The sequence below is a fragment of the Micromonospora sp. NPDC018662 genome, assembly GCF_044391475.1.
Taxonomy (GTDB): Bacteria; Actinomycetota; Actinomycetes; order Mycobacteriales; family Micromonosporaceae; genus Micromonospora.
This window is the reverse complement of sequence record NZ_JBISAC010000010.1, coordinates 130,320-150,945: the sequence shown is the minus strand read 5'-3', so window position 1 is coordinate 150,945 and position 20,626 is coordinate 130,320. Positions and strand designations below refer to the sequence as shown.

General features: G+C 72.0%; 19 protein-coding genes and 2 pseudogenes. 13 read left to right on the top strand and 8 right to left on the bottom strand.

The annotated features are described in order from the left end of the window. The first annotated feature begins 13 nt into the window (after positions 1-13). Positions 14-1,012 (top strand): cytochrome d ubiquinol oxidase subunit II, encoded by a 999-nt coding sequence (cydB, locus tag ACH495_RS25435; protein ID WP_396860209.1) that lies wholly within the window; start codon positions 14-16, stop codon positions 1,010-1,012. A gap of 76 nt (positions 1,013-1,088) precedes the next feature. Here the strand turns inward: cydB and ACH495_RS25430 are convergent, their stop codons facing one another. The 3 genes from ACH495_RS25430 to ACH495_RS25420 all read right to left on the bottom strand — a co-directional run bounded on the left by ACH495_RS25430 (position 1,089) and on the right by ACH495_RS25420 (position 3,172). Further along, positions 1,089-1,772 (bottom strand): hypothetical protein, encoded by a 684-nt coding sequence (locus ACH495_RS25430; protein WP_396860208.1) that lies wholly within the window; start codon positions 1,770-1,772, stop codon positions 1,089-1,091. Positions 1,773-1,839: 67 nt separating this feature from the next. Beyond that, a complete protein-coding gene (locus ACH495_RS25425; protein WP_396860207.1) occupies positions 1,840-2,298 on the bottom strand; it encodes a peroxiredoxin in 459 nt (152 codons plus the stop codon). Between the two features lie 37 nt (positions 2,299-2,335). Further along, positions 2,336-3,172 (bottom strand): patatin-like phospholipase family protein, encoded by an 837-nt coding sequence (locus tag ACH495_RS25420; protein WP_396860206.1) that lies wholly within the window; start codon positions 3,170-3,172, stop codon positions 2,336-2,338. Positions 3,173-3,247: 75 nt separating this feature from the next. Between ACH495_RS25420 and ACH495_RS25415 the strand changes: the two genes are divergently transcribed. Continuing rightward, complete coding sequence (locus ACH495_RS25415; protein WP_396860205.1) at positions 3,248-3,976, top strand: SDR family oxidoreductase; 729 nt, start codon at positions 3,248-3,250, stop codon at positions 3,974-3,976. Between the two features lie 43 nt (positions 3,977-4,019). Here ACH495_RS25415 and ACH495_RS25410 read toward each other — a convergent pair whose 3' ends face one another. Then, positions 4,020-4,145 (bottom strand): hypothetical protein, encoded by a 126-nt coding sequence (locus ACH495_RS25410; protein WP_255563039.1) that lies wholly within the window; start codon positions 4,143-4,145, stop codon positions 4,020-4,022. After that, complete coding sequence (locus tag ACH495_RS25405) at positions 4,142-5,560, bottom strand: OFA family MFS transporter (protein ID WP_396860204.1); 1,419 nt, start codon at positions 5,558-5,560, stop codon at positions 4,142-4,144. Before ACH495_RS25405 ends, ACH495_RS25410 begins: the two co-directional genes overlap by 4 nt. A gap of 178 nt (positions 5,561-5,738) precedes the next feature. Here ACH495_RS25405 and pdxY point away from each other — a divergent pair, with 178 nt between their 5' ends. The 8 genes and pseudogenes from pdxY (at position 5,739) to ACH495_RS25365 (ending at position 14,444) form a co-directional block, all read left to right on the top strand. After that, positions 5,739-6,590, top strand: coding sequence for a pyridoxal kinase PdxY (pdxY, locus tag ACH495_RS25400; protein WP_396860203.1), 852 nt, complete (start codon positions 5,739-5,741; stop codon positions 6,588-6,590). Positions 6,591-6,697: 107 nt separating this feature from the next. Continuing rightward, entirely contained in the window at positions 6,698-7,162 is a 465-nt protein-coding gene (locus ACH495_RS25395; RefSeq protein WP_396860202.1) for a helix-turn-helix transcriptional regulator, read from the top strand. Between the two features lie 5 nt (positions 7,163-7,167). After that, positions 7,168-7,581, top strand: coding sequence for a VOC family protein (locus ACH495_RS25390; protein WP_396860201.1), 414 nt, complete (start codon positions 7,168-7,170; stop codon positions 7,579-7,581). Between the two features lie 120 nt (positions 7,582-7,701). After that, the gene (locus ACH495_RS25385) at positions 7,702-10,062 is read left to right on the top strand and encodes an excinuclease ABC subunit UvrA (RefSeq protein WP_396860200.1); all 2,361 of its coding nucleotides are present in this window, start codon (positions 7,702-7,704) and stop codon (positions 10,060-10,062) included. 456 nt (positions 10,063-10,518) lie between these two features. Then, a complete protein-coding gene (locus ACH495_RS25380; protein WP_396860199.1) occupies positions 10,519-11,511 on the top strand; it encodes a tyrosine-type recombinase/integrase in 993 nt (330 codons plus the stop codon). Between the two features lie 178 nt (positions 11,512-11,689). Next, a pseudogene (locus ACH495_RS25375) lies at positions 11,690-12,038 on the top strand (DUF4158 domain-containing protein); the annotation flags it as partial. Further along, entirely contained in the window at positions 12,029-13,756 is a 1,728-nt protein-coding gene (locus ACH495_RS25370) for a Tn3 family transposase (RefSeq protein WP_396860285.1), read from the top strand. The pseudogene ACH495_RS25375 and the gene ACH495_RS25370, both read left to right, overlap by 10 nt. Before the next feature lie 7 nt (positions 13,757-13,763). Next, entirely contained in the window at positions 13,764-14,444 is a 681-nt protein-coding gene (locus ACH495_RS25365; RefSeq protein ID WP_396860198.1) for a response regulator, read from the top strand. 96 nt (positions 14,445-14,540) lie between these two features. Here ACH495_RS25365 and ACH495_RS25360 read toward each other — a convergent pair. Beyond that, positions 14,541-14,765: pseudogene (locus ACH495_RS25360) on the bottom strand (phosphatase PAP2 family protein); the annotation flags it as partial. A 657-nt stretch (positions 14,766-15,422) separates the two neighbouring features. Here ACH495_RS25360 and ACH495_RS25355 point away from each other — a divergent pair. Next, positions 15,423-16,448, top strand: a complete 1,026-nt coding sequence (locus ACH495_RS25355; RefSeq protein WP_396860197.1) for a hypothetical protein — start codon at positions 15,423-15,425, stop codon at positions 16,446-16,448. A 92-nt stretch (positions 16,449-16,540) separates the two neighbouring features. Continuing rightward, the gene (locus ACH495_RS25350; RefSeq protein WP_396860196.1) at positions 16,541-17,431 is read left to right on the top strand and encodes a bifunctional 5,10-methylenetetrahydrofolate dehydrogenase/5,10-methenyltetrahydrofolate cyclohydrolase; all 891 of its coding nucleotides are present in this window, start codon (positions 16,541-16,543) and stop codon (positions 17,429-17,431) included. Positions 17,432-17,502: 71 nt separating this feature from the next. Here the strand turns inward: ACH495_RS25350 and ACH495_RS25345 are convergent, their stop codons facing one another. Then, positions 17,503-17,925, bottom strand: a complete 423-nt coding sequence (locus tag ACH495_RS25345; RefSeq protein ID WP_396860195.1) for a peptidoglycan-binding protein — start codon at positions 17,923-17,925, stop codon at positions 17,503-17,505. A gap of 119 nt (positions 17,926-18,044) precedes the next feature. Between ACH495_RS25345 and ACH495_RS25340 the strand changes: the two genes are divergently transcribed. After that, positions 18,045-19,547 carry a helix-turn-helix domain-containing protein gene (locus tag ACH495_RS25340; RefSeq protein ID WP_396860194.1) on the top strand — a complete coding sequence of 501 codons (1,503 nt, stop codon included), beginning with the start codon at positions 18,045-18,047 and terminating at the stop codon, positions 19,545-19,547. Positions 19,548-19,674: 127 nt separating this feature from the next. On the opposite strand, the gene ACH495_RS25335 is transcribed toward ACH495_RS25340, so the two are convergent. Then, on the bottom strand, positions 19,675-20,454 hold the full coding sequence (locus ACH495_RS25335; protein WP_396860193.1) for an endonuclease/exonuclease/phosphatase family protein: 780 nt from the start codon (positions 20,452-20,454) through the stop codon (positions 19,675-19,677). Between the last annotated feature and the right edge of the window lie 172 nt (positions 20,455-20,626).

Here is a 20,626-nt window from a genome sequence, read left to right as displayed (position 1 = left end):
CCCGGAGCCCACCGTGGAACTGACGACCGTCTGGTTTCTGCTCGTGGCCGTGCTGTTCACCGGCTACTTCATCCTCGAAGGCTTCGACTTCGGCGTCGGCATGCTGCTACCCGTGCTCGGCCGCGACGACCGGCAACGCCGCGTCCTGATCAACACCATCGGCCCCGTCTGGGACGGCAACGAGGTCTGGCTGATCACCGCCGGCGGCGCCATGTTCGCCGCGTTCCCCGAGTGGTACGCCACCCTGTTCTCCGGCTTCTACCTGCCGCTGCTGCTCATCCTGCTCGCCCTCATCGCCCGCGGCGTCGCGTTCGAATACCGGCACAAGCGCCCCGAGGCGTCCTGGAAACGCCGCTGGGACCAGGCCATCTTCGCAGGCTCGGCGATCCCGGCCGTGCTGTGGGGCGTCGCGTTCGCCAACATCTTCCGCGGCGTGCCCCTGGACGCCGACCACGAGTACGTCGGCGGCCTGCTCGACCTGCTGCACCCGTACGCGCTGCTCGGCGGCCTGACCACGCTCGGGCTGTTCCTCACCCACGGCGCGGTGTTCCTCGCGCTCAAGACCACCGGCGACATCCGCGAACGCGCCGGCGCGCTCGCCGTCCGGCTCGGCGCCGGCACCGCCGTCGCGGCGGTGGCGTTCCTCGGCTGGTCGCTGACCATCCGCTCCAGCGCCGCCGCCGTCGTGCTCGCCGTCGGCGCCGCGCTCGCCCTGCTCGGCGGCCTCGCCGCGGCCCGGGTACGCCGGGAGGGCTGGGCGTTCACCGGCACCGCGCTGGCCATCGCGCTGGCCGTCGCCACCCTGTTCGCGGCGCTGTTCCCGAACGTGCTGCCGTCCACGCTCGACCCGACCGGCACACTCACGGCCACCAACGCCGCGTCCACCCCGTACACCCTGAAGATCATGACGTGGGTGGCGGTGGTGTTCACCCCGATCGTGCTCGCCTATCAAGGTTGGACCTACTGGGTGTTCCGCCGCCGAATCGGGGTACAGAACATTCCGCAACACTGATGGACCTGTGGGCGCAGGGGTACGCGGGGCCGGTGCGAGGGGGTCGCACCGGCCCCGCGGGGCGTCCGGACCCGCGTCAGCGCGCCTCGCGCAGCTCCGCCAGCCGCGCCTCGATCTCGGCCAGCTCGGCGCGCAGCTTCTCCGCCTGCTGCTCCGCCTCGGCCCGCTCCGCGCCCAGGATCTGCTCCACCGCCTCCTGCACCCCGGGCACGTCCACCAGCGCCACCATCCGCAGGGCCTCGGCCGGCTTCACCACGTACGGCCGCGCGAGGGCCTTCGCGCCCTGCTGCGCCGCGACCGTCCACTCACCGTCGGCGTAGGCCAACGTCACCGTCAACCCGGCCGGGGTCTTCGGCTTGGCGGCCTTCACCGCCCGCTTCGCCGGCTTCGGCTCCACCTGCTGCTGCTCCACCTTCGGTTCCTCCCGGCGCGGCGCCGGCACCCGCGGCGTGTCCAGCACGAACTCCGGCCCCGCCGGCGCGGCCACCTCCGGCTCCGGCTTCGCCTCCGCGGCCGGCCGACGCCCGGCGCCCTTGGGCGCGATCGCCACGTCCGTGGGGGAGAAGGGCAACTCGTCGCGGCCGAACCGCACCACCACGAACTCCTCCGACGCCGCCGGGTCGGTCAGCTCCACCACCTGCCCGAGCTGCCCGGCCATCTGCCCGGCCGCCTCGGTGAACACCACCCGCGGCTTACGGCCCGCCGCCAACGACTCACGGATCTGCTGGACCTCGTCAGTGGACAAACCCTGAACCGCCATCACGCCCTCTTCCGTACACCTGTTTGACTGGCGCTCTTGATATCAGTTCGCTGCGACAGCGCGGCGGTCAGCCCCCGAGCGCCCGCAACGCCGCGTCGGCGTGCTCGTTCATGCTCAGCTCGCTGTGCACCACCGCCAGCACCCGCCGGTCCGCCCCGATCACGAACGTCATCCGCCGCGTGCTCAACGCGCCCAGCGGCACCCGCCGCCGCACCCCGAACGCCGCCGCCACCGCGCCGTCGACGTCCGACAGCAGCGGATAGTCGAAGCCGTGCCGGCGGGCGAACTCCGCCTGCCGGTCCACCGGATCCCGGCTGATCCCCACCCGGGACGCGCCCACCGCCGCGAACTCCGCCGCCAGGTCCCGGAAATGGCAGCTCTCCGCCGTGCAGCCCCGCGTCATCGCCGCCGGGTAGAAGAACAGCACCACCGGCCCGGCGGCCAGGAACTCCGACAGCCGCCGCGGCGTACCCGTCTGGTCCGGCAGCGTGAAATCCTCGACCAGGTCACCGACACCCACACCCACCACGTACCTCCCGTGCCTCGCCGTCGATCCGGTGAGCCTAGGCGCGCCAGACCCGCGTCACCTCGTCGGCCACCGCCTCGGCCTGCGCGAACCCGGCCCGCGCCGACGCCGCCCGCCGCGTCGGATCCAGCACGTTACGCCCGATCGCCGCCCGCGCCGCCCGGTCCGGCACCACCACCGCCACCCGCGCCCCCGCCGACCGCAACGCCGCCACCTGCGCCGACAGCCTCGGCATCGGCCCCACCGCGGCGCTCGTCGGCGCCAGCACCACCACCCGCTCCGCGCCCGCGGCCAGGTCCGCGTTCACCGGCGACCGCACCCCGCCGTCGACGAAACGCCGGCCACCGACCGTCACCGGCGGCCACACCCCCGGCACCGCGCAACTGGCCCCGACCGCATCGACCAGCGACACCCCGCTGCCGGCGTCGAACACCACGAACTCACCCGAGACCGCGTCGACCGCGGTCACCAGCAGCCGCCGCGCCGGCCACCGGCGCACCGGCAGCCGCGCCGCGATCACCGCCCGCCGCGACTCCTCCGACGGGGTACGCGCCGCCAACGCCACCGCCCCCACCCGGGCGCGGGCCCGCGCCGCGTCCCGCCCCCGCCCACCGGCCCACGCCCAACGGGCCAGCACCCCCAGCCCCAGCCGGGCCGGCACCTCGTCGCGCGGCGGCCGCAACTGCGCCGCGTACCGCTGCTCCGGCGACACCCCGGCGCACACCTGCGCCCCGACCACCGAACCCGCCGACGTGCCCACCACCAGGTCCGCGTCGTCCAGCGACACGCCCCGCCCGGCCAGCCCGGCCAGCAGCCCCAACTCCCAGGCCACCCCGGTCACCCCGCCGCCGCCCAGCACCAAAGCCCGCGCCATGTGACAGTCCTCTCCGTCCCCACCGGACCCGCCCACGGTAACGTCGCCCCCACCAGCAGGGCAGGGGAGAACACATTGACCTCCGTCACGATCGTCACCGGCGGTGGGCGCGGCATCGGCGCGGCCACCGCCCGTCGGCTCGCCGCCGCCGGCCACGACCTCGTCCTCGGCTACCGCGCCGATCACGCCGCCGCCGCGGCCGTCGCCGCCGACGTGCGCGCCGCCGGCCGCCGTGCCGTCACCGTCGCCGCCGACACCACCGACCCCGACGCGGTACGCGGGCTCTTCGCCGCCGCCGACCAGCTCGGCCCGCTCACCGGCCTGGTCAACAACGCCGGCGTCACCAGCCCCATCGGCCCCTTCACCGACCTGCGCGCCGAGGACCTGCGCGACGTCGTCGACGTCAACCTGATCGGCTACGTCCTCTGCGCCCAACAGGCCGCCCGGCGGATGACCACCGGCGGCGCCATCGTCAACGTCTCCTCCGCCGCCGCCACCCTCGGCAGCCCCGGCGAATACATCCACTACGCCGCCGTCAAGGCCGCCACCGACACCCTCACCGTCGGCCTGGCCAAGGAACTCGCGCCGCGCGGCATCCGGGTCAACGCGGTCGCCCCCGGCATCATCCGCACCGACATCCACGCCCGCTCCGGCGTACCGGACCGCGCCGACAGCGCCGCCGGCCGCATCCCGCTGGGCCGCGCCGGCGAACCCGACGAGGTGGCCGGCGCCATCGCGCACCTGCTCGGCCCCGACGCCTCGTACACCACCGGCGCGGTCCTGCGGGTGGCCGGCGGCCTCTGACCGGCGCGACGGCCCGGGGGAGACCCCGGGCCGCCGCCACCCGTCACTGCGTGAACAACTTCGCCGCCGTGATCAACGTCTGCACCACGCCGTAACCCAGCAGCACGGCCACCACCAGCCACGACACCACCAGGCGGACCTGCTGCCCGCCGCCGCTGCGCTCGTTCACGATCCGCTCCGCTCCGCCGTCACCGGCTGCCCGTCCGTCATCTCGTCCCGGCCCGACGCCGGCTCGTGGAACCGCCGCGGCGCCGGCCGGATCAGCAGGTTCGCCACCAGACCGACCGCCAACACCCCGACCATCGTGAACAGCGCCGGCCGGTACGCCGACGCGGTCAACGAGCCCGGCTCGCCCTGCGCGTCCAGGAACGCGTTGACGATCAGCGGACCGGCCACCCCGGCCGCCGACCAGGCGGTCAGCAGCCGACCGTGGATCGCGCCCACCTCGAACGTGCCGAACAGGTCCCGCAGATACGCCGGCGCGGTCGCGAACCCGCCGCCGTAGAACGACAGGATCACGCAGGCCAGCAGCACGAACAACGCCGTCGCGCTCTGCCCCACCAACGCCAGCAGCAGGTACAGCACCAACCCGACACCCAGGTACACCACGTAGATCGGCTTACGGCCGATCACGTCCGACGCCGACGACCAGACGAACCGGCCCGCCATGTTGAACAGCGACAGCAACCCGACGAAACCACCGGCCGCCGCCACCGACACCGCCGACGTGCCGCTGTCGCGGAAGAAGTCCTGGATCATCGGGCTGGCCTGCTCCAGGATGCCGATGCCCGCGGTCACGTTGCAGAACAGCACCACCCACAGCAGCCAGAACGACCGCGTCCGCACCGCATTCGCCGCCGACACGTTCGCGGTGGTCACCAACGGCTTCGCCGCCACCCGCGCCGGGTCGAACCCGGCCGGGCGCCAGTCCGACGCCGGCACCCGCACGTTGAACACCCCGAACATCATGATCACGAAGTAGCCGACACCGAGCGTGACGAACAACCACACCAGCGCCGAACCCGACGCCGTCGACCCGCTGTTCGACGGGTCGTACCCGGAGTCGAAGAACGACAGCAACTGCCGGGACAGGGGAGAGGCCACCATCGCCCCACCACCGAAGCCCATGATCGCCAGACCGGTGGCCAGGCCCGGCCGGTCCGGGAACCACTTGATCAACGTGGAGACGGGGGAGATGTACCCGATCCCCAGCCCGATCCCGCCCAGCACCCCGTACCCCAGATAGAGCAGCCACAGCTGCGACGTCGCGATGCCCAGCGCGCCCACCAGGAAACCGGCCGCCCAGAAACACGCCGAGACGAACATCGCCTTACGCGGCCCGTTCGCCTCCACCCAGGTGCCGGCCACCGCGGCCGACAACCCCAGCATCACGATCGCGATGCTGAAGATCACGCCGATCGCCGTCTGCCCGGTGTCGAAGTGCGCGATCAGGGAGTTCTTGTACACGCTGGTCGCGTAGACCTGCCCGATGCAGAGATGGATCGCCAGCGCCGCCGGCGGGATCAGCCAACGGCTGTACCCCGGCGGCGCGATGGTGTGCCGACGATCGAGTGCGGAAAGCATCAGTGCTTCCTCCGTCCAGATGGCGAGAACCCCTCGCTTCATGCCCCCGGCACACGCTGCGCCCAAACCCGCCACGCGCTCGACGGTCGAAACCCTGAGCCGAACGGTCGACCCTGCCCGCGGCCGTCGCACCACGACCACCGAGCGTGACCACCGGCCGAGGTGCGACGATGGGCCGGTGAAGATCCTGTCCATCCAGTCCTCGGTCGCCTACGGCCACGTCGGCAACTCCGCCGCCGTGTTCCCCCTGCAACGCCTCCGCCACGAGGTCTGGCCGGTGCTGACCGTGCACTTCTCCAACCACACCGGCTACGGCGCCTGGCGCGGCCCCCTGCTCGCCCCCACCGACGTCGCCGACGTCATCGCCGGCATCGCCGACCGCGGCGTGCTCGGCACCGCCGACGCCGTCCTCTCCGGCTACCAGGGCGACCCCGCCGTCGGCGCCGTCATCCTCGACGCCGTCGCCCAGGTCAAGGCCGCCAACCCGGCCGCCCTCTACTGCTGCGACCCGGTCATGGGCGACGTCGGCCGCGGCATGTTCGTCCGCCCCGGCATCCCCGAGTACCTGCGCGACACCGTCGTCCCCCGCGCCGACATCGTCACCCCCAACCAGTTCGAGCTGGAATTCCTCGCCGGCCGCCGCACCGACACCGTCGACGACCTGCTCACCGCCGTCGACGCCGTCCGCGCCACCGGCCCCGAGCACGTCCTGGTCACCAGCGTCCTGCACGGCGACCTGCCCGCCGACCACCTCGACGTCGTCGCCGTCTCCGGCGAGGGCGCCTGGGCCGTCACCACCCCGCTGCTACCGATCAGCCCCAACGGCGGCGGCGACGTCACCGCCGCCCTCTACCTGGCCCACCTCGCCACCACCGGATCACCCGCCACCGCGCTGGAACACACCACCAACTCCATCTACGCGGTCCTCGAGGCCACCCTCGCCGCCGGCACCCGCGAACTCCAACTCGTCGCCGCCCAGGACGCCATCGCCGACCCACCCACCCGGTTCACCGCCCGCCGCCTGCGCTGAGCACCGCGGCCCGCCGTACGCCGGCGCGGACCAGCGGCAGTTGCGCGCGCCGAAACGCCACCCCCGGAAGATGGACAAATCAGCAACCAGCCGGAGAAAATGCACCCGTGCCAGCCCACCCGGCCACCGACGACCCCGCCTTCGCCCAACGCCTGCGCGACCTCACCCGCCTGCGCCGCATCCGCGACCGCATCGACCGCGAACACGCCCAACCCCTCGACGTCGAAGCCCTCGCCCGCGGCGAACACATGTCCGCCGGCCATCTCAGCCGCCAGTTCCGCCAGACCTACGGCGAAACCCCGTACGCCTACCTCATGACCCGCCGCATCGAACGCGCCATGGCCCTGCTGCGCCGCGGCGACCTCAGCGTCACCGACGTCTGCTTCACCGTCGGTTGCCAGTCCCTCGGCACCTTCAGCACCCGCTTCACCGAACTCGTCGGCGAAACCCCCAGCGCCTACCGCGCCCGCCACACCCCCGGCGCCCCCGAACCACCCCCGTGCCTCACCAAACAGGTCACCCGACCGATCAGGAATCGAGAAGCCCCACGCCGCCCCACCGAACTAGCGTGACCACCATGACCATCACGATCCACTACACCTTCCTGCCCCACACCGACGCCGACGCCGCCCTCGCCTTCTACCGCGACACCCTCGGCTTCGACCTGCGCAACGACGTCGGCAACGGAAACACCATGCGCTGGCTCACCGTCGGCCCACCCGAACAACCCGAGACCGGCATCGTCCTGCACCCCCCGGCCGCCGACCCCGGCATCACCGACGACGAACGCCGCACCATCCTCGAACTCATCGCCAAGGGCACCTACGGCGCCCTCACCCTCGCCACCGACGACCTCGACGCCCTCTTCGACCGCCTCCAGGCCAGCGGCGCCGACGTCGTCCAGGAACCCACCGAACAGCCCTACGGCGTCCGCGACTGCGCCTTCCGCGACCCCACCGGCAACCTCATCCGCATCAACGAACGGCGCTGAACGACCACTCCGCACGTCGGCACCCGATCCCGCAGCCCGTACCGTACTCTGTACGCCGGCCGGCGCGCCGCACCTCGACCACCGGCCCGCCCGACACCCGCACCAACCGGACGGAGACCCATGACCCAGGCCCACGCCGACAGCCACGACGTGATCCGCGTCCACGGCGCCCGCGAGAACAACCTCCGCAACGTCGACGTCGAGCTACCCAAACGCCGCCTCACCGTCTTCACCGGCGTCTCCGGCTCCGGCAAGAGCTCCCTGGTCTTCGGCACCATCGCCGCCGAATCCCAACGCCTCATCAACGAGACCTACAGCGCCTTCCTCCAAGGCTTCATGCCCACCCTGTCCCGCCCCGAGGTCGACGTCCTCGAAGGACTCACCACCGCGATCATCGTCGACCAGGAACGCATCGGCACCGACCCCCGCTCCACCGTCGGCACCGCCACCGACGCCAACGCCATGCTCCGCATCCTCTTCAGCCGCCTCGGCCAACCCCACATCGGCCCACCCAACGCCTACTCCTTCAACGTCCCCTCCGTACGCGCCACCGGCGCCATCACCGTCGACCGCGGCCCCGGCAAGACCCAGACCAAGAAAGGCACCTTCAACCGCCTCGGCGGCATGTGCCCCCGCTGCGAGGGCCGCGGCAACGTCACCGACTTCGACCTCACCGTCCTCTACGACGCCGACCGCACCCTCAACGAGGGCGCCATCACCATCCCCGGCTACAGCATGGACGGCTGGTACGGCCGCATCTTCCGCGCCAGCGGCATGTTCGACCCCGACAAGCCCATCCGCGACTACACCGACCGCGAACTGCACGACCTCCTCCACAAGGAGCCCACCAAGGTCAAGGTCGAAGGCATCAACGTCACCTACACCGGCCTCATCCCCGCGATCCAGAAATCGATGCTCGCCAAAGACATCGACGCCATGCAGCCGCACATCCGCGCCTTCGTCGAACGCGCCGTCACATTCACCACCTGCCCCGAGTGCGACGGCACCCGACTGAGCCCCGAAGCCCGCTCCTCGAAGATCAACGGCATCAACATCGCCGACGCCTGCGCCATGCAGATCAGCGACCTCGCCACCTGGGTACGCGACCTGACCGAACCCTCCGTCGGCCCGCTGCTCACCGCGCTGGGGGACACCCTCGACTCCTTCGTCGAGATCGGCCTCGGCTACCTCAGCCTCGACCGCCCCTCCGGCACCCTCTCCGGCGGCGAGGCCCAACGCACCAAGATGATCCGCCACCTCGGCTCGTCCCTCACCGACGTCACCTACGTCTTCGACGAACCCACCATCGGGCTGCACCCGCACGACATCGCCCGGATGAACAACCTCCTGCTACGCCTGCGCGACAAGGGCAACACCGTCCTGGTCGTCGAACACAAACCGGAAGCCATCGCCATCGCCGACCACGTCGTCGACCTCGGCCCCGGCGCCGGCACCGACGGCGGCACCATCTGCTACGAGGGCACCGTCGCCGGACTACGCGCCAGCACCACCGTCACCGGCCGGCACCTCGACGACCGCGCCACGCTCAAGAACACCCTCCGCGCACCCACCGGGACCCTGCCCATCCGCGGCGCCCGCACCCACAACCTGCGCGACGTCGACGTCGACATCCCCCTCGGCGTCCTGGTCGTCGTCACCGGCGTCGCCGGCTCCGGCAAGAGCTCCCTCATCCACGGCTCCCTGGCCCGGCGCACCGACGTCGTCGGCATCGACCAGAGCCCCATCCGCGGCTCCCGCCGCAGCAACCCGGCCACCTACACCGGCCTGCTCGACCCCATCCGCAAGGCCTTCGCCAAGGCCAACGGCGTCAAACCGGCCCTGTTCAGCGCCAACTCCGAGGGTGCCTGCCCCACCTGCAACGGCGCCGGCGTCATCTACACCGACCTCGGCATGATGGCCGGCGTCGCCAGCACCTGCGAAGACTGCGAGGGCAAGCGGTTCCAGGCCGCCGTGCTCGACTACCACCTCGGCGGCCGCGACATCAGCGAGGTCCTCGCCATGCCGGTCAACGAGGCCGAGAAGTTCTTCGGCGCCGGCGACGCGCGCCTCCCAGCCGCCCACAGCATTCTCGACCGGCTCGCCGACGTCGGGCTCGGCTATCTCACGCTCGGTCAGCCGCTGACCACGCTGTCCGGAGGGGAGCGGCAGCGGCTCAAGCTGGCCACCCGGATGGGGGACAGGGGCGGCGTCTACGTCCTCGACGAGCCGACCACCGGCCTGCACCTGGCCGACGTCGCCCAACTGCTCGGCCTGCTCGACCGGCTCGTCGACGCCGGAAAGTCGGTCATCGTGATCGAGCACCACCAGGCGGTCATGGCACACGCGGACTGGATCATCGACCTCGGTCCGGGCGCGGGACACGACGGGGGCCGGATCGTCTTCGAGGGCACCCCGGCCGAGCTGGTGGCCAAGCGGTCCACGCTCACCGGCGAGCACCTCGCCGACTACGTCGGAGCCTGACCTCGGCGGACCGGGCGGCGGTGTCCGGCACCGACACCGCCGCCCGGTCCACTTCGGCGTGCGGTTCGATAATCTACATTATGTCAAGTAGACGGTTGCAGACCCTCCTCGAGCACCGTCGTCCGCGCCCCGGAACCACTCCCACCGACCCGCCCCCGGCCCGCACACGAGCCGACGCGCGCGCGTCGGCTCCCGATCCCCGATGCCACACGCGCCGACGTCGATCCTGCGTCAGCACCCCCGGGGGCCGTGATCAAGAGTTCGGGTCTCGCAGGAGCTCAGCGGAGACGCCAACTCCTTGATCGTCATGGCGGGCGGGCGGGTGCCAACGATGCGGGTGGGGCTCCTGGCTCCGATGGCCGACCGCGGCGCGCGGCGTGCGGGCGGCCACACGTGGGTCCTCTCCCCCGGGAGCGGCGGCTGGCAGGAACACGAAAGTCATGCATAATATGGCTTATGCATGACAAACGGGACGAATCGGTAGGATCACTGATCGAGGAGTTCCTGACCGCGCGGGCCACCCGCAAGCCCTCCCCCCACACCCTGGCGGCCTACCGGCGGGACCTTCGTACGGTGGCGGCGCTGGTCACGACGGACGACGAGGCCACTCCCCTCCCCCTGGACCAGCTCCCGGTCGCCGCCCTCTCCCCCCGGGTGATGCGCGCGGCGTTCGCCCGCTTCGCCGCTCCCCGCGCCGCGGCGTCGGTCCACCGCGCCTGGTCCACCTGGAACAGTTTCTTCACGTTCCTGGTCGCCGACGGGGTGGTGGCCGGGAATCCGATGCCGGCGGTGGGGCGGCCCCGCACGCCGCTCCCCCGGCCCAAGCCGCTGCGCGGCGAGGACACGCCGGAGGAGTTGCTGGCGGCGGTGGCCCGGTCGGAGGGCCGGCAGCACGACCCGTGGCCGGAGCGGGACGTGGCGGTGCTGGCGCTCGCGCTGTGCGCCGGGTTGCGCCTGTCGGAGCTGCTGGCGTTGCGGGTGTCGTCGCTGGCCGGTCGGGACGGTGAGCGGCGGGTCGACGTGGTCGGTAAGGGCGGCCGGCCGCGTACGGTGCCGATCGAGGTCGGGGTGGATCGGGTGGTGGGCGGTTTCCTGGACAGCCGGCGGCGCCGGTTCGGGGCGCGCAGTGTGCGGCCGGACGGGCCGTTGCTGGTGGACCGGCAGGGCGAGCCGTTGCGCCGGGGTGGCCTGCAGTATCTGGTGGAGTCGTGTTATCGGCGGGCGGGCATCGGTGACCGGGTGCCGCGGGGGGCGCGGTTGCACGCGTTGCGGCACACGTTCGCGACGCGGTTGGCCGAGGACGGGGCGAGCGCGGCGGAGATCATGCGGTTGCTGGGGCACGCGTCGTTGGCGTCGTCGCAGACGTACATCGAGGTGACGGCGGGTCAGCAGCGGGCGGCGGTGGCGGCGAACCGCACGAACCGGGCGTTGTCGGGGTTGATCCTCTAGCGTCGGTGTCGGGGTCGGCGGCGGTGCGTTGGGCCGCCGAGAGCCCCGGCCCGTCCGGTAGTGGTCCTGACGGCCTCGCGGCCTGGAGGACCACCACGAGCGGGAATCGTGTTCCGACTCTGATCCGGCCCTAGCGTGCCGTCCCGTTCGGTGACGGTCGATGCTCGGGTGGTGGTTCGTGGCGACTCAGGACGTGTTCTCGGCAAAGGAACTGGCGCGGCTTCGGGGCTTTCCGGAGATCAACCGGGCTGAGCTGATTCGGTACTTCACGTTGACGGGTGCGGACGAGGCGTTCGTGCGCCAGTTCGGCACAGGGCCGCAACGTGCTGGGCGTGGCAGTCCAGGTGTGCACGCTGCCGTGGCTCGGGTTCGTGCCCGATGAGGTGGCCGTCGCTCCGGCCGCCGCGGTGGGCCGGTTGTCGCAGCGGCGCGGGATCGCGATGGGTGAGCTGCGCGGGTACGGCGAGCGGGAGCAGACCCGTACGGATCATCTGCGCGAGGTGGCCGGCTACGCCGGCTGGCGCACGCCCTGCGCCGCTCCCTCGCGTACGCCGGCGAGGGGGCGCTGCGGCACCGGCGCCACGAGCAGCAGACCGAGCAGATGTGGTGCCTCGCCCTGGCCACCAACGCGATCGTCTGCTGGTCGACCGAGTACCACGGCCTCGCCGTCGGCGTGCCACGCCGTGACGGCCGCCAGGTCGACGACGAGGTCCTGGCGCACATCTGGCCGGCCCACCACGAGAACGTGCGCGTCCGCTGTATTTGTCTTTCGGCAGTGTCGCGCGGCAACCGTGGCCCGTACCGTCGCCTGGTGAGGCGCGCGACGATCAAGGCCGCGGTGGCAGCCGTTCCGGCTGCCACCGCGCGGGCTGTTGACCCGGGATTTCTTCTGACCGGGGCTGCGGTCGTGTTTGCCGGTCTGAGCGTGGTGAGCGGGTGGTGGTTGTTGCCGACCGTGGTTACCGCGTTCCTGGCCGGACTGCGCCCGGGGCGGCCGGGTCCGACGGTGCTTGCGCTGGTGGCGGTGCTCTCGGCCGGTGTGGTGGTGTTTTCGGTCGTGCCCGGCTGGCTGCCGCTGGCGAGCCGGTTCCTCATCGTGTTCGTCGCCGCCACGATGTCGCCATGGTTCGCGGGACGATTCTGGCGTCAGTGGCAGGATCTGGTCCGGGCTGGCTGGGAACGGGCCGCGCACGCGCAGCGTGAACAGCATCTGGTTGCCGAGCAAGCTCGGCTGCGCGAGCGTGCGCGGATCGCCCAGGACATGCATGACCTACTCGGTCACGACCTCAGCCTGATCGCGTTGTCCGCGGGCGCGTTGAAACTGGCGCCGGGCCTCGAAGATCACCACCGCAAGGCCGCCGCAGACCTCAGGGCCCGGGCCGGAGCTGCGGTGGATCGACTCGACGAGGTGATCGGCGTCCTGCGCGAGCAGACCGATAGCGCTCCACTGGACGTCCACGGGCCCGATCTCGCGGCGCTGGCGGCCGCGGCTTCCGCATCGGGGTTGGTGGTGAAGCTGCACATCGATGGGGAGGCGGGCGATCTGCCACCGATGGCCGAGCGGGCCATGCAGCGGGTCGCGCAGGAAGGACTGACCAACGTGGCCAAACACGCGCCCGGAGCGATGGCGACCATTTCCGTGACGCATTCCGCGGCCGAGACGACGATCGTGGTGGAGAACGGCCCGCCACCGGCCGGCGTGCAGGTCCGCCCCTGCGGCGGCGGGCGTGGTCTGGTCGGTCTCGCCGAACGGGTGCGGTTGGTCGGCGGCACATTCGAGTACGGCCCGCACCACGGAGGCTTCGTCGTCACCGCACGGATCCCGCACATCTCCGTGTCCCTACCGGTGGCCTCTCCGACCGACTGGACGCTGCTTCGGGAGCACCACCGCGCCCGACGGCGGGTAGGCCGGTCCCTGGTCATAGCGGTGATGGTTCCGCTGGTCACCGGTGGGCTGCTGAGCGGGGCGCTGGCGGGCTGGGAGACGCTGTCCGCGGCACAGGCGGTCCTGGACCCGGGCGACTACGCCCGCCTGCGCATCGGGCAGGATCGTTCCGAGGTGGAGCAGGTCCTCCCGCGCCGGCAAATGCGCTACCGGCCGCTGACAGCCGAGCCGACCGAGGACGGGGTGACGTGCGAGTACTACGCGATGACGGCCGATCGCTTCGACGATCGCTCCGGGGACGCCTACCGGCTCTGCTTCCGCGACAACGTGCTGGTGTATCGGGACACGGTCACCTCGTGAGCCGCCGATGATCCGCGTACTGATCGCCGACGACGAGCCGATGATCCGTGCCGGGATCCGCGCGGTTCTCGCCACTGCTGCGGACATTGACGTCATCGGCGAGGCCGGCGACGGACACCACGCCGTCGAGCTGGCGCGGCGGCACCGGCCCGCGGTGGCTGTCCTCGACATCCGGATGCCCGGAATGAACGGCATCGAAGCGATGGCGGAGCTCCGCAGGACCGTGCCGACCACACGCGTGATCATTCTGACGACGTTCGGGGAGGACGACTACATCCTGCAGGCGCTCGGCGGGGGCGCCGCCGGCTTCCTGATCAAGTCCGGCGAGCCCGAGGAGCTGATCATCGGGGTACGCGCGGTAGCCGACGGCGCCGCCTACCTGTCACCGAAAGTCGCGGCCCGCGTCGTCGCGCACCTCGCCGCGACGGGCGCGGACACCCTGGCCACGCGGCGCTCCAGCGCCCGTGCCCGGGTCGACGCCCTCAGCCCCCGGGAGCGGGAGGTGCTGGCCTTCCTCGGCAGCGGGCTGTCCAACGGACGGATCGCCCGACGGCTGCATCTGGTCGAAGGAACGGTCAAGGCGCACGTGAGTTCCATCCTGGCCGGACTCGGTGTGGAGAACCGGGCTGCGGCCGCGGTGGTCGCCCACGAAGCGGGCATCGCTGTTCCACCACCTGCGCAGCAGTAACGACATCGCCTGCTGGGCCGACGGCATGAGCCCCAGCAGGGCAGCCGCCACCACCGCGCCGCCGAGCAGTGCACCGGCCAAGACATCGTGCGGGTAGTGAACTCCCACCAGCACCCGCAGCAACGCGGTCGCCCCGGCCAGAGGCAACGTCAGCGCGGCAAGGCGCGGCCACAGCACCGCAAGCCCCACGGCCAGCCCAGCGGCCAGGGTGGCGTGGTTGCTCGGGAACGACCAGTCCCCGCTTGCGGGACAATCGGCGATCAGCTCGGTCCCCGTATGCAACGCACGGCACGGCCGCTCCTCATCCACCACCAACTTCATCGCTTCACTGACCGCGTACGCCGCCACGGTGCCGACACCGGTCAGCACGGTCCCGGTAGCCCCTCGAACGTCCCGGCGGCGCATCGCCGTGCACCACATTCCGGCCAGCAGCATGCCCAGGAGCACCAGTGTGCCCTCGGTCGCCACCTCCAGCGCCGGGCCAAACCACGCCGGTGCGCCCGCCGTCGCCCCGATGACCGCTCGGTACCCTGATACCGAAACTCCCTCGGTAACCTGCACGGCCCCGGCCCGGCCCAATCCGCCCGGGGAAAGCCAGGCGACCGTCGCCGCGACCGCTGCCAGGACGCCGACAGCGGCCAACAACCGACCGGTCCCGCTGGTTGCTCGTGTTTCTCGTTTCATGGGGGTCGACCGTAGGAACGAAAGCAGCCAGAAACCCGAGCCGAACGGCAACCGCGCACCCCGACGATCGTCAGGGTTGACCACTCCGCAGAGAACAATGCGGCGACTAACCCGTGCAGCGGGCCGAGTCGGCCGGTGGTTGACGCAGCCGCCCCAGGTACGGGCCTAGATCAACTGCTTGGCGTTGTTTTCGGGCTGGAAACCAGCGACGGGCCGTTGTCGGTCGGTGCCGGGGCCGGCGTTCCCAGTCGCGCGACAACCGTGGGTGGTCGCCGGTGGTGGCAGGATCGGTGGATGCGGGTGGGTGCGGCGCGGGCGGTGGCGGTCGGCTGGGTGCGGGAGCGGATGCGTGCGGATCCGTCGGTCGAGGGGGCGTTGTTCAGCGGTTCGACGGTGGGGTTGCCGGACGACGCGGTGTTGCCGGCGTCGTCGGATGTGGACGTGCTGTTGGTGCGGTGCTCCCCCGGGGTGAAGGTGGGGAAGTTCGTCCATCGTGGGGTGTTGTTGGAGGTCAGCGTGGTCACTTGGGCGGAGGTGGGTGAGCCGGAGGTCGTGCTGGGGTCGTGGGTGTTCGCGCCGATGTTCCGTACCGATGCGGTGATCGCTGATCCGTCGGGGCGGTTGGCGGCGGTGCGGCGTCGGGTGGCGGCGGGGTACGCGGATCCGGTGTGGGTGCGGCGGCGTTGCGCGGGGGTGCGGCAGCGGATCGAGAGCGGGCTGGGGGTGCTGGACGCGGGGGCGCCGCTGGCGGAGCAGGTGTTGGCGTGGGTGTTCCCGACGTCGCTGCTGGCGGTGTGGCCGGCGGTGGCGGGGTTGGTGGATCCGACGGTGCGGCGGCGGTTCGTGCGGGCGTCGGAGGTGTTGTCGCGGTTCGGGTTCGGTGGGCGTTATCCGGAGGTGGTGGCGGCGGTGGACGGGGGTGGGGTGGGTGCGGGGCGGGTGCGGGAGCATCTGGCCGGGTTGGCGGTGGTGTTCGACGAGGTGGCGCGGTTGCCGCGGGAGGGGTTCGCGTTCGGGGCGGATCTGGGTGCGGCGGGGCGGCCGGTGGTGTTCGACGGTGGTCGGGAGTTGGTGGCGGCGGGGCGGCATCGGGAGGCGATGTTCTGGGTGCTGGTGACGTACGCGCGGTGTCTTGTGGTGTTGGGGGTGGTGGCGCCGGAGCGGGAGCGGGCGTTGCGGCCGGGGTTCGAGGCGGTGTTGGCGGATCTTCAGGTGGGGTCGGCGGCGGATCGGCGGCGGCGGGCGGATGCGGTGTTGGCGTCGTTGCCGGGGTGGCAGTCGGTGGTGGATGCGATTGTGGCGCGGGCTGTGGCAGGCTGAGGGGGACGCGACTGGCGGCACGGGGATGGGTGAACCATCGGGGAGCTCGTCGTGGGGGTCGACCGCCTGGGCCTCCGCGGGCGAGGTGTCGCATGTCTTCTTCTTCGGTGGTTCCGGGTTCGTCGGCGCGGTTGTTGCCGGGTGGGCCGGTGGCGGAGCGGGTGTTGGGTGAGGTGGCCGCGTCGGTGGCGGAGCTGCGTGCGGCGGGGGTGACGCCGGCGTTGGCGACGGTGCTGGTGGGTGACGACGACGCGAGTGCGGGTTACATCCGGATCAAGTCTCGGCAGGCGGCGGCGTTGGGGTTCGCGTCGCCGCATGTGCATTTGCCGGCGTCGGCGTCGCAGGCGGATCTGCATGCGGTGTTGGCGGATTTCAACGCCGACTCCGGGGTGCACGGGGTGTTGGTGCAGCATCCGATTCCGGGGGGTCTGGACTACGACCGGGCCCTCGCCGTGGTGGATCCGGACAAGGACGTGGACGGGATGCATCCGGTGAACATGGGGCGGTTGGCGTTGGGGTTGCCGGGTCCGTTGCCGTGTACGCCGGCGGGGATCGAGGCGTTGTTGGCGTTCCACGGGGTGCCGGTGTCGGGCCGGGAGGTGGTGGTGCTGGGTCGGGGTGCGACGTTGGGTCGGCCGTTGGCGATGTTGTTGGCGCAGAAGCGGCCGACGGCGAACGCGGCGGTGACGGTGGTGCACACGGGGGTGGCGGACTGGCCGCGGTACACGCGGCGGGCGGAGATCCTGGTGGCGGCGGCGGGGGTGCCGGGGATCGTGCGGCCGGAGCATGTGCGTCCGGGTGCGGTGGTGGTCGGTGGTGGGGTGCGGTATGCGGGGCGGCGGTTGTTGCCGGATGTGGACGAGTCGTGTGCGCAGGTGGCGGGGGCGATCACGCCGCGGGTGGGTGGGGTGGGTCCGACGACGGTGGCGATGTTGTTCCGGAACGCGGTGGAGGCGGCGCGGCGGCGGGTGGGGTTGGGGTGACATGGGCCGGGCCCGCCGGCCGTCTCGGTCGGCGGGCCGGGGCAGAGTGTGTCTGCGGCGGGCGGTGTGCCTCAGCCGACCGAGATGCAGCTGTTGTCGGGTCCTGCGGCGCGGGCCCATTGCATCCGGGACCGGGTGGCGGGGCCGTAGACGCCGTCGGCTGCGGCGCCGACCTGGCGCTGTACGTTGATCAGCGCGGACCGGGTCTGGGCTCCGAATACCTTGTCCACGTTGATGTTCTGCCCGTAGCAGTACCTCATGGTGTACTGCAGGGCCCAGACGCCGTCTGACACGTTTCCGGAGCCCAGCACACAGTCCCAGTTGCCGCTGCCGTAGGTGGGGATCCTCGGCCTGGGTTCGCTACCCCAGTTCGTCGCCCACTGGTTGCAGTTGGGCAGCGCGGCGCTGGCCGCCGAGCTGGTCAGGGCGGTCAGGGTGGAGGTGGCGAGGGCAACTGCTGCGGCAGCGCACAGCAGCCGTGGGGATCGTCGCATCGGTAGCTCCTCGACGACGTGTGGTTGGTCGGGTCCCACCGGTTGTATGCCGCTGCGTGGCCGTCGTCGGTGGCGACGGTCTATTGCGCAGGGCGACGGTCTATCGGACGCTGGGTGGTATGTCGCGTTCGGAGCGTCCGCTTGATCCGTCGTCTGGACCCGCCGCCGCCTTCGCGATGCAGTTGCGTGCCTTGCGGGTCGCCGCCGGGTCTCCGAAGTACCTGCAGATGGCTCGCCGGACCGGCCGCTCCCGGACTGCGTTGGCCGAAGCCGCGGGCGGGGACCACATTCCGCAGTGGGAGACGGTCGAGGCCTACGTGCGGGCGTGCGGTGGTGATCCGGCTGAGTGGATCGCGCGCTGGGAGCAGGCTCGTGCCGCGGCGTCCCGCAATGCCTGTGCCGCGCGGCCGTCGCTGCGTCGACACCCCGTGCCGGAGGTGTCCGCGGCGTCGGAGGAAGCTGCCGGGCGGGAAGACGCCGGGGTGGGCCCGGCCGGTCAGGGAGCGGGCCCGGGATTCCGCGAGGGCCGCGACGAGGACAGCTTCGCCCGTGGCGACCAGCGGGGAATCCGGCATCGGGTACGTGCCGGCGCTGAGCTGCTACGGCGGGCGTCGCGGCCGGTGCTGCTGGTGGGGGTGGCGGTGTTGCTGGTGCTGGTCGGCATGACCGTGCCGCGGCCCGGGGTGCTGACGGGTCGCCACCGCCCGGCCGTCACCATCGATCAGATCCGTGTCGCGGGACCGGCGGCGACGACGCTGGTGGCCTTCAGCCGGTTCGGCGCGTTCGCCACCGGGAACTTCGCCGTCACCGGTGCCGGTGGTGTGGTGGAGGTCTGGGACACCCGCACCGTCGTGCGGCGCCATGCCCTCGCCACCGGCGATGCGCAGGTCACTGATGTGCAGTTCGATCCGCTGAATCGCAACATCCTCGCGACCGCCGGCACGAACGGCCTGCTCCGGCTGTGGAACACCACAGATGGTAAGGCTGTCCTCGGCATCACCGGCCGGGCCGCCGGAAGCAGGATGGTCTTCGCGTTCGATCCGCGTCGGCGAGGGATCGTCGCGACTCCCGGCGAGGGCGGGACGGTCCGAATCCTGCGGACGGACACCGGTCAGGTCGTCCGTGAACTGCACACCGGGTTGACTGACATCACGGCCTTGGCTTTCGACTGCCACAACGAGGGTGACCTGGCGGCCGGCGGCGACGGTGCCCTGGAGGTCTGGAGCAGCAGCGACGGCGCCCGCGTCAGCGTCGGCGAACGGATACCGGGACGGGTCACCTCGATCGAATTCGACCCGCTGACGCAAAACACCCTGGCCGTCACCACGGCGGGCGCGCCGCCGGGCATCTGGGATGCCAGTAACGGCCGTCCGGTGCGCTTCCTGCGCAGCGATGTCGGTCCCGCGGTCGTCGCGTTCAACCCGCTGATCAGGAACAGCGTCGCCACGGGCGACGGCCACGGCCGGGTGCGGATCTTCGACGCGAGCAACGGCTTACCGGTCCACACCTTCGACGGCCGGTTCGGCCCGGTGACCGCCTTGGAGTACGCGCCCGACGGCACCACCCTGGCCGTCGGCACTCGCGACGGAGCCGTCCGGCTCGAGGTGGTGGACGACTGGTGACCGGGCCGGGCGGCGGCGGCTGGTGCCGCGCCGACTTCCGCAGCCGACCCGTGTCCCGCTGACCGCATCCTCCACGAACCTCACCCGGCTCGGCGTGACGGTCCGTTCCGATGCTCGTCGACGGCCGTCAGCCGAGGTCGACGACGAGGGGCCGGTGGTCGGAGATGGTGGACAGCGGTGTGTCGACGGCGGTGACGGGTGGGAGCCGGTCGAGGTGGTGGGGGTCGGCGAGGATGTGGTCGAGTTGGACGCGGGGTTGTCCGGCCGGGTAGGTGGGGCGGCGGGCGAGGGGGCGCCAGCGGGACAGCGCGGCGGCGGGGCCGGCGGGGAGGTTGAGGTCGCCGAGCAGGATGCGCGGGGCGGGTAGCGCGCGGAGGGCGCGGACGACGCGGCGGAGCTGCCAGACGTTCCAGCCGGGGACGAAGGACAGGTGGGTGGCGGCGACGGTGAGGGGGCCGTGGGGGGTGTCGAGGACGGCGGCGAGGACGACGCGGGGTTCGTCGCGGAGCAGGACGAGTCCGCCGCCGGGGCCGGGGATGTAGATGGGTGAGCGGACGGGTGCGGCGGGTAGTCGGGTGACCTGCCAGGTGCGGACGGGGTGGCGGCTGATGAGGCCGACGCCGTAGAGGGGTTCGCCGTGGCCGTCGTCGTCGTGGGTGAGGGGGCGGAAGTGTTCGCCGGGGGTGCCGACGACGGCGGCGGCGAAGCGGTGGTGGTCGGTGTGCAGGGCGTGGGCGGCGAGGGCGGTGAGGTCGTGGTTGCCGCTGCGGGTCTGGTCGCGGTCGACTTCCTGGAGGGCGAGGATGTCGGCGTCGAGGGCGGTGACGGCGGCGGTGAGTCGGTCGGGGTCGACGAGCCCGTCGGTGAGGGAGCGGCCGTGCAGCAGGTTGAAGGTGGCCAGGCGCACGTGCACACCCTACGTGGTGGTGGGAGGCTGGCCGGATGGCGAAGCTGTTGTGCTGTTCGGTGCTGGTGTTCGTGGCGGTGGCGTCGGTGGGGTTGTGGGTGCGGCGTCGTCGGGGGCGGTGAGGCTGGCCACAGGGGTGCTCGCGGGTGGTGGCGGGGTGGGCAGAATGCGG